8 protein-coding genes are annotated in these 14,869 nt (G+C 44.5%); all 8 read right to left on the reverse strand.

What is annotated here, in order from left to right:
* Nucleotides 1-200: 200 nt before the first annotated feature.
* The 8 genes from QT973_RS19515 to QT973_RS19550 all read right to left on the reverse strand — a co-directional run bounded on the left by QT973_RS19515 (nucleotide 201) and on the right by QT973_RS19550 (nucleotide 14,746).
* A complete protein-coding gene (locus QT973_RS19515; RefSeq protein WP_333233383.1) occupies nucleotides 201-467 on the reverse strand; it encodes a Txe/YoeB family addiction module toxin in 267 nt (88 codons plus the stop codon).
* A complete protein-coding gene (locus QT973_RS19520) occupies nucleotides 464-688 on the reverse strand; it encodes a hypothetical protein (RefSeq protein WP_333056962.1) in 225 nt (74 codons plus the stop codon). The genes QT973_RS19515 and QT973_RS19520 overlap by 4 nt, the downstream gene beginning before the upstream one ends.
* Nucleotides 689-897: 209 nt before the next feature.
* Nucleotides 898-2,691 (reverse strand): aspartate--tRNA ligase, encoded by a 1,794-nt coding sequence (gene aspS / locus QT973_RS19525; RefSeq protein ID WP_333056961.1) that lies wholly within the window; start codon nucleotides 2,689-2,691, stop codon nucleotides 898-900.
* 154 nt (nucleotides 2,692-2,845) lie between these two features.
* Nucleotides 2,846-3,433, reverse strand: a complete 588-nt coding sequence (locus tag QT973_RS19530; RefSeq protein WP_333056960.1) for a hypothetical protein — start codon at nucleotides 3,431-3,433, stop codon at nucleotides 2,846-2,848.
* Between the two features lie 511 nt (nucleotides 3,434-3,944).
* Nucleotides 3,945-4,574: a macro domain-containing protein gene (locus QT973_RS19535; protein WP_333056959.1), complete on the reverse strand. Its 630-nt coding sequence runs from the start codon at nucleotides 4,572-4,574 to the stop codon at nucleotides 3,945-3,947.
* A 349-nt stretch (nucleotides 4,575-4,923) separates the two neighbouring features.
* Complete coding sequence (locus tag QT973_RS19540) at nucleotides 4,924-5,898, reverse strand: diguanylate cyclase (RefSeq protein WP_333056958.1); 975 nt, start codon at nucleotides 5,896-5,898, stop codon at nucleotides 4,924-4,926.
* Between the two features lie 10 nt (nucleotides 5,899-5,908).
* Complete coding sequence (locus QT973_RS19545; protein ID WP_333233390.1) at nucleotides 5,909-9,004, reverse strand: response regulator; 3,096 nt, start codon at nucleotides 9,002-9,004, stop codon at nucleotides 5,909-5,911.
* Nucleotides 9,005-9,256: 252 nt separating this feature from the next.
* A complete protein-coding gene (locus tag QT973_RS19550) occupies nucleotides 9,257-14,746 on the reverse strand; it encodes a PAS domain S-box protein (protein WP_333313841.1) in 5,490 nt (1,829 codons plus the stop codon).
* Between the last annotated feature and the right edge of the window lie 123 nt (nucleotides 14,747-14,869).

Here is a 14,869-nt window from a genome sequence, read left to right on the forward strand (position 1 = left end):
TTATGATTTAGGCATTTCAACTGAGATGCTTCGTTTCTCTCAGCATGACACATCGGCTTTGCCTAAGTCCCGATCGCCTTATGACTTGGGCGTATAAGTCGATCGCACTTGCAACTCCTTCAACTGCTTCTCATCCACACCAGACGGCGCATTTGTCAGCAAACAACCCGCCTGCTGCCTCTTCGGAAACGCAATCACATCTATTCAGTGTAATGATACTTACAAGCCGCGATCGCAATTTCTTGATCTGTAACTTGGTAAACTAAACGATGTTCGTTATCAATGCGCCTAGACCAAAAACCACTTAACTCGTATTTCAGAGGTTCAGGTTTTCCCAATCCTTCAAAGGGCGATCGGTCTATATCTTTAATCAATTCTACAATTTTGCGATAAATCTTTTTGTCTAATTTTGCCCATTCATTAAAATCTGCAAAAGCAGAAGATTCAAAAACAATTCTTCTGCTCATTGCAAATTCTGTAAGTTAACTTCAACTAAATTTTGCCGCTCGTTAACATTTTCAATAGCTTTTAAAAGTCTATTTTTGTTGACTTCGGATTTCAAAAGATATTCTGTTTCATCACACTCAGAAACAATTATTTCAATCTCTTTATCTCCAAAAGTCGCCTTGATTTGTTCTAAAAAATGATGATTGATTTCGCTGGCTTTTAAACGATAAACTGTTGACATCGTTTTTACCTATTTTCGATTATGCTAATTATAGCGTTTTTAGTCTAAAGACCTGGAATGTAACTCTAGCATACAGTATCAGCCAAAGTTTTGACTCAATGACAGTCCTGGACGCAGAATCGTGTCTGTCATGCTGAACAAAACGCAGTCTAGTGAAGCTTCGCTTCTCTCAGCATGACACATCGGCTTTGCCTAAGTCCCGATCGCCCTTATGACTTCGGCGTATAAGTCGATCGCACTTGCAACTCCTTCAACTGCTTCTCATCAACCCCAGCCGGCGCATTCGTCAGCAAACAACCCGCCTGCTGCGTCTTCGGAAACGCAATCACATCCCGAATCGATTCCTCACCAGCCAACAGCATCACCAACCGATCCAAACCGTAAGCAATGCCTCCGTGGGGCGGAGTTCCATACTCAAACGCATCCAACAAAAAGCCAAACTTATTGTAAGCTTCCTCAGTCGATAAGCCGATCGCCTCAAACACCTTTTCCTGAACTTCCCGCTGATAAATCCGCAGGGAACCGCCGCCGATTTCTGTACCGTTTAACACCAAATCGTAAGCTTGAGCTCTCGCAGTTTTCAAATCATTAATATCGTCAGGATGCGGCGCAGTAAACGGGTGATGCAATGCTTCCAAACGCTTCTCATCAGCGTTCCATTCAAACATCGGGAAATCTGTCACCCACAGCAGATTCATCTTATCTTTGTCAATCAATCCCAATTCGTTACCCACGAACAAACGCAATCTATCCAAAGTCTTATTGACAGTTGTCACATCAGCCGCAGCAAATAACAACAAATGACCTGGTTGCGCGCCCGTGCGATCGAGCAATTGCTGTTTTTGTGCTTCCGTCAAATTATCCTTAATTGCGCCGATCGTATCAATTTCGCCATTATCCCGCACGCGAATGTAAGCCAATCCCTTCGCACCGGCGTCGCTGGCTTCCTTAAACAAATCGCCTTTCGGGCCCGGTTTAATCCGCACGTTAGAAATCGCATCATTCCCGCCCGGAATCGGCAAAACTTTCACAATTCCGCCCGCAGCAACCGCCCCGGAAAATACCTTAAATCCCGAATCTTTCATCAAATCGGAAACATCGACTAATTCCATACCGAAGCGAGTATCCGGTTTATCGCTACCGTAGCGATCCATTGCTTCAGCGTAAGTCAAGCGCGGGAAAGGACGAGGCAATTCTACCCCTTTGACACTTTGGAAAATATGGCAGACTAAACCTTCGTTTAATTCGATAACTTCTTCTAAAGACATGAAACTCATTTCCATGTCTAATTGTGTGAATTCCGGCTGTCTGTCGGCGCGCAAATCTTCATCGCGGAAACAGCGGGCAATTTGATAATATCTGTCCAAACCCGAAACCATTAACAATTGTTTGAACAACTGCGGCGACTGCGGCAAAGCGTACCATTCGCCCAAATTGACGCGGCTGGGCACTAAATAATCTCTCGCACCTTCAGGAGTCGATCGCGTTAAAATTGGTGTTTCAACTTCAATAAAACCTCCCACATCTTCCAGGTGGCGGCGCATCGCTTTGACTACTTGGTGGCGAAGCTGCAAATTGCTACTCATGCGAGCGCGCCGCAAGTCCAAATAGCGATATTTCAGACGCAAATCTTCCCGCACGCTTTCGGTATCCGCCGTCGCCACCTGAAAGGGTAACTGTTTGCGAACCGCATTCAACAACTCAATTTCGTCAGCATAAATTTCCACCTCACCCGTAGGCAATTTCGGGTTGAGGGAATCTTCGGGGCGGCTGCTGACTCTACCCGTAATTTTAAGCACGTATTCGCTGCGTAAAGCCTCAGCCCCGTGATAGGAATCGGGGGTGCGTTCAGGATCGCTAACAATTTGCACAATACCCGATCGATCGCGCACATCCAGAAAAATCACCCCGCCATGATCGCGGCGGCGATCCACCCAGCCGTAAAGGGTGACAGTCTCTCCGATGTGTTCGCTTCGCAGTTCGCCGCAGTAGTAACTTCTCATGGTTGGGGGTTATGGACTAAAAATAATGCTTTTTGATTATAGCGCTTAGTGTCAAAACCTTTTATGAACAGCCAAGATGCCTGTTCCACAAGAAAATTCAATCTTTGTGGAACAGGCATCTTGCCTGTTCTTTAAAATGGTCTCATATCTGAGTTTAATCCTTCTTGTCAAAAAACACCGTCAGCGAGTTCCATGCAGACTTAGCCGCATCCGTCAAGCGAGTGCCGATCGACTCAATTTGCTTCACAATAAGGTGCCAATTCTTTTCAGCTTCCGTGTGAATGTGGTCAACAGCTTGTTCGATGCGATCGCGTTCGATCAATTTATTTTGTTCCACCGCTTCTCGCGCTTGTCGCACTGCTTTCAAATAAGCTTCGCGACTGACAACACCTGCATCTTGCACCTGCGCTTGCGCCCGCGTTTTAATCGCATCTACCACCAGCCAATTTTTCTCAGTTTCTTGTTTAATCAGCTTGACTGCTTCTGTGAATCTCTCGTGGGCGAGATCCTTATTTTCTTCGATCGCCCCGGAGGCCTTATTCACAGCTTTTAAATAAGCTTCGCGGGTGAGTTCGCCCGCTGCTTGCACTTCGGCGGTGGCGCGTTTTTTAATTGCTTCAAACAGCGCGGCAGTTTCTGCGATCGCCTCATCAGTCGCGTCGGGCATCTCTTTTTTGACGAGCTCCGTCGTTTCGAGAGTAGCCTCTAAAACTGGTTCCTCGGTTACTTTTGGATCTGTCATCTCAATCTTCTCCTTTGGTAGTAAACATTTTCAAACAATCTCATAGTCCCTGGATGCAGACTTTGTAGGTGTAGCGCCCGAACGAATTGTGGTCTTTTATACAGACTTTGTACGTGTAGCGCCAGAAGGAATTCTGGCATTTAATAAGAACTAGGCAATTCTTGTTCCAGCTTTATCAACTTTTGTATCCGCGCTTACCTAGTTGGAATGACCTCAGTTCTATTACATTATATCTACCAAAGTTTCTCTTGTCTGTAGGATACCGCCAACTTGCAGGTACGGTTTAGCGCACTTAGGAGCGCGAATTAAATAACTTACAATTTTAATTGTTATTGTGGGATGGGCCTAAGAGCCCGTCCAAAAAGGACGGGCTCTTAGGCCCATCCCACTTTCAAGAGTGGAAGTTATTTAATTCTCATTCCTTAAATTTATGATAAGTCTCTCTACCTAAAACAACACACACCAATCAACTTGGTTTCTCAACCCAATAAAACGGGCAAATTTTATAATTTCAATTTGCCAACTGCAAATCTTCGCGATCGTCGGTATATAACAAATGGTGACATCTTTGAGCGTGCAGTAAAGATTGAGGAAATTCGTACTGAGATAAGAGGATATCTTCCAGCGCAACTTTCATTTGATTGGCACAGATATGTGGTGGCATTTTGCCCATTCCCGTACCCATGCCGGGAATAGCGATAGTTTCAATTATATGTTTGACAGGAGTTCCATCTGCGACTGAGCCAAATTTTACGAGAGTCAAAATAGCGCGGGTTGCTAGATAAACATTTACTGTTTCTCTTAAAACTGTGGGAACGCGCATAATTGGGGCAGCTATTAAATAGGGAATTTCTGCATGATCCGTGTCTACAATTTCTGCCATGCCTACTAAGAGTTCGCCGTGATGTCGAGATTGAATTATTTTTTGCAAGCGTTCAAGAACCTGCCCTCCAAAATATTCCGAAATTTCTAACTCTAAGCCGTCGTCCATGAAACCAAAACTATTCCCCGGACTAACAATAGCATCGCATTTCACATCAAATATTGAACCGTGATGTATCTTTACATTTTCCATACTGCCGCAAGTGCTTTCCCAGGCTCTAACTAAACTATCGTCTAAGGCAGCCAGCACAATTTGCATAAATACTCTCTCTTAATTTTAATGGCGAACAGCCAGAACGATCGCCAATTTAATCCTACAATACTTTACATAAGTCCGCTGAATCTAAAATTCATCTCAATTTCAACTAGCAAATGTTCAATAGCTACGAAATTTTTTGCTCGCACACACCCTTAACCTAATACAGAGAGAGCTTTTAACGCGGTTGTCACCCTCTCAGTTTTAGGTGTGATGAGCTGTACTGCATCGTGTTTTCTGGCCCAGGGGCTAAAGTCTGCAAGCTGTTTCCCGATCTTGTTTTCAGTTTACTCTTTCTCGGTTGAACTCACGTTTAATAAATACTGCTTATGACGCTCCGATATCGGTGTTCTCAAAAGAAAGGTTGAGGATTGAAACAGCGTTTGGTGCGTTTATGCTCGTACATCAGTTTATCAGCCTTTGCCAGCAATTGTTCTAATAAAACTTCATTATTTAAATCCCCAAACTGCACACCAAGACTTATTGATATATAAGCTCGCTCTGACTGTTGATTAAAGCGATCTATATTGTCTTGCAGCCGAGCATGAAAATTAGTAGATGAATCACCAGAAAAGTTAGGAATAAATAAAGCAAATTCATCTCCTCCCAGTCGAGCAACAATATCCGCCTCACGAAAGGTTTGTTTCAATATTTGAGCTGCGTCCACGATTACTCGGTCTCCCATTTCGTGTCCTAAAGTGTCGTTAATTTTTTTCAAACCATCTAAGTCAGCGAACAAAATAAAATAAGATGTTTGCGTGCGCCTCGCAATTTTTAGTTGTTGCTCTGCTAGTAAAAAAAAGCCCCGTCGGTTATATAATCCCGTTAATTCATCGGTCACGGATAGCTGTCTTACTTCTGCTTCTGCCCTCAGACGTTCTTGGATTTCATGTTCTAAACGTTGATTTTGTTCTAGCAGTTGTTGGCGTTGCTGTTGGATGAGTAATTGATTTTTTACTCGCATCAGCACTTCCTGTTCTTGAAAGGGTTTGGTAATATAGTCTACGCCACCGAGTTCAAAGGCTCGTACCTTGTTTTCTAGTCGTTCGAGGGCACTGATAAAAATAACCGGTATCTGAGCACTCGCTTCCGATGCTTTTAACTTTTGGCAGACTTCGTACCCATTCATCTCCGGCATATTGATGTCAAGTAAAATTAGACTCGGTGGGTCGCGATGAACACCTTGGAGTGCCATTCTGCCGTTGAGGGCTTTACGGACAATATAGCCCTGTGACTCTAGAATTTTGGCTAACAAGCGTAGATTGTCTGGGGTATCATCCACGATGAGAATATGCGTTTGGGCTACAAGTTTGAATAAAGCTGTCATGTTCTTATTCCTAAATCTGGGTGAGAGTTGCGATCGCTTCAAGCTGAAAGTTATCTACCAGAGATGTCATCGCCGCGATGAAATCTTGTTTCTCCTTGGGAATTTGAGCGATAAGTTCATAAAGCTTATTATCACTAAGATCGAGTGCTGCTTCATGAACTTCTGCAATCCACTTGGGGGGCATGGTTTTCAAGTATGGAGTCAATATCTTTGGTGGCGAAGCTGATGAGTCTGGCGGAATTTTTTCGGCGTAGCAGTAGCGGACGCCCAAGTGATGAGCTATCTTGTCGAAAAGTGTGTCTTCAGTAAACGGCTTGGCAATGTAGTCATCGCAACCGACTTGCAGGCTGGCGGTGCGATCGTCCTCAAAAGCATAGGCAGTGAGGGCAATTATGCGTGTAATTTGTCTTCTGTCCTGTGACATTTGCCCTGAGTTATCTGCTGATGACTCATGACTCATGACTAATGACTGTTGTGCTCGAATCTGTCTCGTCGCTTCATAACCATCCATGACAGGCATTTGAATGTCCATCAAAATCAAGTCAGGGTGCCATGTTTGCCAACGATCGATCGCCTCTACCCCATTTTCCACCGCACACACATCAAACCCAACTGACTCCAGCAGCGTCACCAGCAGTTGCCGATTTTCTAGAACATCTTCTACTACTAGAATTCGGTAGATAGGTTGCCCAGGTTCGATCCCGATAATCCGATCGCTAATTTCAGGTTCATCTAAATCAACCGACTCTGGTAGTTCCAAAACGACTTGGCAGGTAAAAGTCGAGCCTCGATTCAGGGTGCTTCGCACGGTGATATCCCCTCCCATCAGACGCGCAAACTCACGACTGATAGACAGTCCTAAACCTGTTCCTCGATCGTGGCAACCGCGATTGGTTTGCATGAAAGCCTCAAAAATTGATTCTAAATCTGAGGGAGAAATGCCAGGCCCGGTATCCTCAACTTCGAGACACAAGGTAATAGTTGGTTTAATATCGGGTGGATTAGTGGCGCGATCGCAATTTGTACCGGATGGCATATCATCTAATGAAAAAGCTCGTCCACGTAGGGCTATGCTTCCTGTTGTTGTAAATTTGAGCGCGTTCCCCAGCAGATTAATCAAGATTTGGCGAAGTTTTGCTTGATCGCCACACACATAACGGGGGACAGTAGCATCCCACTCGCTGCTCAGATGTAACCCTTTCTCAGGCGCTTTGATGGTAAACATCTCGTTAATAGAACCTAGCAGTCGATGCAGATTAAAACAGCTTTTACTCAGTACCAATTGCCCTGCTTCAATCCTAGACATTTGCAAAACATCGTCGATCAATGTCAGCAAGTGTTCTCCACTACGGGTAATGATCCCTAAATGCTCTTGAAATTCTTCTGGGATATAGGGGCTGCGGTTCATAAGCTGGGTAAATCCCAGAATCGCGTTGAGTGGCGTTCTGAGCTCGTGGCTCATGTTGGCAAGGAACTGGCTTTTGGCACGGTTGGCTATAGCGGCCCTTTCAGCAGCGTGTTCTAGGGCTGCTTGCGAAAATTCTAACACCGCCAGCATGAGGATATGTCTCATTTCGGCAGCAGCTTCTAACTCTGCAATCTGCCACGGATAAGACATCTGGCGCACTGTCTCTTGCCACCGTTCAAAGGATCTGCGGGGACACAGGTGCATTTTTCCAATTTCGTCGATCGACACAGCATCCTGTGGATTACCTGCCCAGTTTATGGTTTGAATTTGTTCGGGTCGGAACCAAAGGATATGATATGACTTTTGTTTGGCATAGCATAGGAAGATTGAGATTGCTAAAACACCGCTAGCTCGCTCTTTGAATTGCTTGGCTTGGGGATACAACTGAGACAAAGAAGCTGTTGCAAACACTCGTTCTTTGTTCTGTTGCAGCAACCACTGCACGAGTTCGTCTACCTCAGCTTCAGATGGTGTTTCACCCACCAATGTCAGACGACCATCGAGCAGAATTGCAGCTCCCTGAGCATGAACTAAATCTAGCAATTGAGAAGCATTTTCGGTCAATACCTGTTCGATAAAATTAGAATCCCGCCGGAATGCCTGCTGAAGTTTATCCTGAATAGTTTTCGCCTGCGATCGGTAAACGTTCAATTCTCGCTCTTGCTGATGCACCAGTTCGATCGAGGCAAATTGTCCTAAAAATTCACAGCTTTTGCGAGTTTCGTAATCTACCAATCGCGGGCTGTAATGGTGACAGGCAATTAATCCCCAGAGACGCCGATCGTCAATTAACGAAATCGTCAGTGTCCCAGCCACTCCCATATTCTGCAAATATTCAATGTGGTAGGGAGATACTCCCCTTAACACACAAGCACTGAGATCCTGGGGTGTATTGGTTAGGGGATGGTTGGTGGGAATTAGGCGGGCCGGGGTGTAATTGATATTGGGAATTTGGCGCACCCAATTGCTGTAAAACAATTTGCGGGCGGGTACGGGAATATCGATCGCCGGGTAATGCAATCCCAAGTAGCTTTCTAGATAGCTTTCTTTCTCTTCAGCAATCACCACCCCATGCTCATCGGCTTCAAACCGATAAATCATAACGCGATCGAACCCTGTCATGGCTTTTACTTCTCTAGCAATGGTTTGAGCTAAATCAGAAAGACCGAGCGCAGTGCGAAAGTTGAGGATAACTGTTTGCAGACGCTGATAAAAATCCATTGCATGATTATTTTCAATAGTCAATTGGGGCTCTAGTTCCAGAATCAACTCATCGGGTCGCTGATGCACTGTGCTTCTAAAACTTTGAATTTTTCCGTCTTTTAGAGGTATTTTCAGATTAAAACTATTATGAATCTTGAGCTTTTCTTGATTGAGATACCTGACCATTTCTTGTACTTGCTCGTGACCAAATAGCCATGGCAATGGCTGACCTAGCAATTCTGCGACAGCAATGCCAAAAAACACTTCTACATTGTCACTTACTTGTAAAATATTGAGCGTTTTTTCTTGCAACAATAAAAGTATTCCGTGGGGCTGAATATGACCGGGAGCATATACTGATTCTTCACTGCAGTCCTCTAAATTTGTTAAATCTAAAGGAGTAATTTCCGAAATCTTTGGTACTTTATGAGGCATTTTAGAGCAGTAGTTATCAATAAAAATCAAGGATGTTTTTTGGAAAACTTTACCAACAATCAAATTGAATTATTGTTGGCTGTGCCTAATTTCCTAAGCTGTTCGGCATTTAAAGGACTTGCGTAAGGTGCGTCAGCATCTAAGGTTTTCCGTTTCAGCGTAAGGGTTCGCGAATGACGCACCCTACTAGCCTCGTTACTGGTTAAATGCTCCACAGCTTAGTCCTAATCAAACGTTTAACTGCACAACAGCTTATAAATCCAATGGAGGAATTCCACTTGGGAAATTACCTTGAATTAGATTAAGGATTTTCTCAAATTGATACTGGTGGGCGAGTTCCGTCAGATGAGTACCGAATTGAGCCAGGTCTGATGAAAGTTCAGCTACCAGTTCAACGATCGCAAAATCATCCCCACATAAAGCAGCATCTTCCAGCTCAACCACCCATTCTTTTGGTAATGTCGCCAAAAGCATTGGATCGAAGGAATCTGAAACGGAAGAGGCAACAGAACAGAGGTTAGAAGGAAAACAATCTGTTCCCCGTTCCCCCTTTTCTGTTTCCTCTTCCTCATATACATACTCTAACCCCAGGTATTCGGCCATCTTGAGAAATAGGGTCTGTTCCCGGAAGGGCTTGCTGATGTAGTCGTTGCAGCCAGCAGCCAAGGCTAGGGCGCGATCGCTCTGGGAAGCTTGGGCCGTAAGTGCAATAATGATACTGTTCTGTCCGTCTTCCATTGCCCGAATTTGCTTCGTAGCCTCGTATCCATCTAACACGGGCATCCGAATGTCCATCCAGGTTAGGTCGGGTTGCCATTGTTGCCAAATCTGCACAGCTTGCTGTCCGTTGGTAGCTTCTTTTACCTCTAATCCTAATTGTGTCAGTAATCTGACCATTAGCAAGCGATTTTCTGCTTGATCGTCAACCACCAAAATGCGACGATCCCGTTCACTGGGAGCCAGCCCAATCACGAGGCGATTATTCTCTTCCGGTGTAACATTAACTCCACTGATGGGGCTGACGGGAAGGGTAAATGTGAAGGTACTCCCCTCTCCCAGAGTGCTGCTGACAGAAATTTTTCCGCCCATGAGTTCCAACAATTTGCGGCTAATGGTGAGACCTAGACCAGTACCGGCGATCGATCGCTTCCCAGCTTGGGCTTGCACAAACGCATCGAAGATAGTATCGAGTTCGACCGATGCAATCCCTACACCTGTGTCAGCGACTACACACTGGAGAATCTGCCGAGTTGTGGTTAATGCCCCTGTACCGTCCGCCTCAATGCTGACTTGCAAAGTAATGCTTCCCCTCTCGGTAAATTTGATGGCATTACTCAGCAAATTGAGCAAAACCTGGCGCAGTTTTTGAGCATCGACAATCATAAATTGGGGAACTTCTGGCGCAATCTCGAAACAAAAGTCAAGTCCTTTAGAACTTGCTCGTTCCGCCAACATATTTCGGAGGGAATGCAGCAGCGCAATTAAGTCCAATCCGCTTTGTTCAACTGTGCAGTGTCCCGATTCAATTTTCGAGAGATCCAGCACATCGTTAATCAAACTCAAGAGGTGATCCCCACTCCGTCGAATTGTTTGCAGGTCTTGTTTTTGGTTGGGAGTTAAAGAGATGTCATGGGTCATTACCTGAGCAAATCCTAGAATTACGTTGAGAGGAGTGCGTAATTCGTGGCTCATATTGGCTAGGAAGGTACTTTTTGCCAAATTCGCTGCTTCTGCTGCTTCCATGGCGTGCAGCAGTGCCAGTTCTTTTTGTTTGCGATCGCTGATATCTTTATGCGTTCCAATCATCCGTAAAGGCTTACCCTCTTCATCGTAGGCAACGATTTTCCCGTAGTTAGCGATCCACTTCCACTCACCTGACTTGCAACGCACACGATAGTCAAAGGCATATTTGAGAGAGCTATCTTGCAAGTTACTATTGAGAGTCTCAAAAACCCAGCATTTATCATCAGGGTGAATCATCTGTTCCCAGACTTTCACATCCATCACCAACTCACCGGGCTTGTAGCCCAGCATCTCCTGGTAGTAGGAATTAATGTAAACTTCTCCAGTTGCAATTTTCCAATCCCATAATCCATCTCCCGAAGCTTCTAGTGCCAGCATTAAGCGTTCTTCACTCAGTTGTAAAGCGGTTTCCGCTTGATGTTGTCGTGTCACATCGATCGCCACACCACCTACTAGCATTTGCCCAGGTAAGTCGGGGATGAGAAATTTGTAAACCAAAAACTCACCCAGAGTCCCATCTCGACGGGACGCCATCTCAATCGTTTCAATTAGCTCGTTGGTTTCAACAACCGTTTGGATATTGTCTAGATATTGTTGGGCGAAGGCGGCAGGGTAAAGTTCAAAAATGGATTTTCCAATCACATCCTCACTGGGTAACTCCAAGGTATTGAGATAAGTCTGGCTGGCATAGAGCATTACACCATTTTCATCGGTAATCCAGGCAAGGGCAGGGCTGTGATTCATGAAGGCTTGGAAGCGAGTTTCACTCTCTCGGAGTGCCTGTTCTGCTTGTTGGCGTTCCGCTTCGTTGCGTTTGCGATCGCTAATATCCCGGCAGATACAGAAGTTCATCATCTCATCTTGTAATTCCACCCGGTTCCAGCTAATTTCCACGTCATATACAGAACCATCCGGGCGGCGATGTCGCGTTTCAAACAGCGGAATAACCTCCTCTCTCTGGAGCATAAGTTGTAGTTCTTCCTTCGTCCATTCAGCATCCCAATCAAACACACTCAGATTCAGGGTTTCTTCTAGGGTGTAGCCCAGCATTTGAGCAAAACTGGGACTAGCTTCGACAACTTTTCCGACCCAATCCATGACAACAACACCGTCCATTGAAGTGTTGAAGAAGGCTTTACTCCGCAGGAGTTCCTGTTCTAGTGCAAGTTCGGCTTTTTTGCGATCGCTAATATCTTTCATGAAGCAGTAATGCCCCAAAAATTGATGCTGTTCGTCGTAAGTTGAAATCATCACCAATTGCTTATAAAAAACCGAACCGTCTTTACGAACCCCTCTGGTTTCTACTTCAACTCTGCCCTCTTGCACCATCAGCTCATAGGCTGCAACGAGTTTTTTCAACTCATCGGGATCTACGGTTTTTTCCCAGGACATCCCGATCATTTCTTCTGGCTGATAGCCTGTCACGTCAGAATATGCTTTATTGACATAGATGTAACGCCCTTGTACATCCAGTTTGGAAATGCCGGACAGCGCATTTTTCATCACCTCACTCAGTTCTCTAAGCTCTGCTTCTGCGTGTTTGCGATCGGTGATATCTTCGGAAAAACAAAGTAGGTACTGGGGCTGATGCTGCTGGTCGAAAATGGGAATCTTCACCGTATGCAGCCAACGTTTTCCGAGACTATGACTGTCAATGATTTCTTCAGCAATATCCTCACTCTTACCTTTCTCAAAGGCTTCTCTATCCTTCTGGTCAAAAAAGATAGCCTGTTCTGTTGGGAAAAAATCATAGCCACTTTTGCCGATCGCTTGTTCCGCTGAAATGCCAAATAACCGTTCGCTGGTTTTATTCCAAAACTGAAATACCCCAAATCGTTTAGGCTGTGCGTCCTTAACAAAAATTGCGATCGGTAAATTATCCAGCAGTGCTTGTAAGAAATTGCGCGTTTTTTGGATTTCCAGTTCTACTTTTTTGCGCTGGCTAATATCAATAAACGTAACTACAACTCGTTGGATTTGACCAGTTTGATTTAACTCAGGGTAGGCATTAACTAATACCCAAATACAACAATCACTTCTTTTTTTAATTCCTAAAACATAATTTTTGATGGAATTTCCAGTGGATAAAACCTGATTCACGGGATATTGTTCTAGGGGGATAACGCTGCCATCTTCCCGCACCAACTGCAATGCCGACTCGCTCACTGTTTTTCCCAGCATTTGGTCAATTGAAAACCCTAGTAATTCAGCGGCTGTTTCATTACATAATTGGAGGCAGGTATCTGTCCCATGAATCACAAAACCCGCATTTAAGTTATCGATCAATTGCCGATATCTGGCTTCGCTTACCTGTAAAGCAACTTCAGCTTGCTTGCGCTCCGTAATGTCGGTGTGAGAGCCAGCCATCCGAATTACGTTACCTGCATCATCCCAAAGTGCTTGACCACGATCCAAAATCCATTTGTAGGAACCATCTTTGCAGCGAATGCGATGTTCTGTGATATAGAAAGGAGTTTTCTTGGCAAAATGATCTTGAACGGCTTGCATCACCCATCCCAAATCATCGGGATGTACCAGATTAGCCCATTCGTCTAGAATGTTTTGGATTTCATGGTCTTCATAGCCCAGCATTTCCTTCCAACGACTAGAAAAGAAGACCTCGTTGGTTTGAACATTCCAATCCCAAATGCCGTCATTATTCCCGCGTACAGAAAGTTCCCAGCGTTCTTCACTTTCACGTAGTGCTGCTTCTGCTTGTTTGCGATCGGCAATATTCCTGCCAATCTTTGAGGCTCCAATTATATTCCCTGCTTGGTCTTTAATGGGGGAGACACTCATCGAGACATCGATTAATGTTCCATCTTTCCTCCGCCTCTTGGTATCGTAGTGTTTGATGCGTTCTCCTCGCTGGATTTTGGCGAGAATTTCGTTTTCCTCCTCTCGATATTCTTCGGGAATCAGCTTTCTCCCTGATTGCCCTACTATTTCGGCCGCTGTATAACCAAAAATTGTTTCGGCTCCTACATTCCAACTTGTAACTACACCCTCTAAATCTTTACTAAGAATGGCATCTTCCGAAGATTCAACGATCGCAGCTAGTCGGGCGATCGCAATTTCTGCCTGTTCTCGCTGGTGAATTTCCCATTGCAACTGGCGATTAGCTTTTTTGAATTTATCGACTTTGCCATAACTAATTTGTGCGAGATACACGACCCACATCAGGATCAAAACCAAAACTAAACCACCAATTAATACAACTCTTGGCCAATAAAACTTGACATTATTTAGTAGATATGAAGTTGGAAAAACCTCTATCCTCCAGTCTACACCATAGGCTTTCACTACAACTGTTTTATCCTCGGGTTTTTGAGGCAAATACTTTTGACCGTAGATCAAATTTGGGCCATCATATATAGCCATATTGTACCCAGATGACACTTTTAAAATACTCTCAAATAGAGTTTTAAATTGAAAAACTCCGACAATAAACCCATCAAACCGTTCACCTACAAACAAAGGAAAACTTGCTAAAAATCCTTTACCCCCTTGAACAAGTGAAATATTGCCACTTAAGATAGGTTGACGCAAATCACGAGCTACTTGCAAAGTAATTTTCCGACGTAGTTCCCCATTCAAATCTAGGTTTTGCGCTGCCTCATTCCCTGCCAGTGGTGCAACCCATCGCACTTTAAATGATGGATCGACTAATGCGATCGCCTGATAACCGTAAAAATCCTTTACATAAGCCTCAGCATCGGCTTCCCAAAGAGCCTTTGGTGTACCGCCATTGGCTTGCCAGCGACTCGCCATTTGCCGAAGCGTCAACACTCGAATGGATAATCCTTCGGTTAGTTGTGACTGAATCGCATTGGCTTCCTGCTGAATTAACTGCTCAATGTGAATTTGTGCATTGATGGTTAGCTGTTGCCACGTAAATAAAACAGCAAAAGAAGCCACCACACCAAGCAAAAGAGGTAGCAATCGTTTAATTGGTGTTTGGTCTAAACTTATAATGACTTTGCGTCGATGTATCACCATAAATTAAGCGATAGATGAATAGAGCGGTTTTCGATTGATTGGGCTATAATTGGGTAATTTACTGAGGCAAGAGAGCTAAGTATTGAGCCGGAAAACCCGTTAGTTATAAGGCAATATCTAAAC

The organism is Microcoleus sp. Z1_A1, from assembly GCF_036700305.1.
In the GTDB taxonomy this organism is placed as follows: Bacteria; Cyanobacteriota; Cyanobacteriia; order Cyanobacteriales; family Microcoleaceae; genus Microcoleus.

Excerpts from the sequence above, each read along its gene's own strand:
- QT973_RS19515 (WP_333233383.1), bottom strand. The coding sequence starts at position 467 with ATGAGCAGAAGAATTGTTTTTGAATCTTCTGCTTTTGCAGATTTTAAT.
- QT973_RS19520 (WP_333056962.1), bottom strand. The coding sequence starts at position 688 with ATGTCAACAGTTTATCGTTTAAAAGCCAGCGAAATCAATCATCATTTT.
- aspS (WP_333056961.1), bottom strand. The coding sequence starts at position 2,691 with ATGAGAAGTTACTACTGCGGCGAACTGCGAAGCGAACACATCGGAGAG.
- QT973_RS19530 (WP_333056960.1), bottom strand. The coding sequence starts at position 3,433 with ATGACAGATCCAAAAGTAACCGAGGAACCAGTTTTAGAGGCTACTCTC.
- QT973_RS19535 (WP_333056959.1), bottom strand. The coding sequence starts at position 4,574 with ATGCAAATTGTGCTGGCTGCCTTAGACGATAGTTTAGTTAGAGCCTGG.
- QT973_RS19540 (WP_333056958.1), bottom strand. The coding sequence starts at position 5,898 with ATGACAGCTTTATTCAAACTTGTAGCCCAAACGCATATTCTCATCGTG.
- QT973_RS19545 (WP_333233390.1), bottom strand. The coding sequence starts at position 9,004 with ATGCCTCATAAAGTACCAAAGATTTCGGAAATTACTCCTTTAGATTTA.
- QT973_RS19550 (WP_333313841.1), bottom strand. The coding sequence starts at position 14,746 with ATGGTGATACATCGACGCAAAGTCATTATAAGTTTAGACCAAACACCA.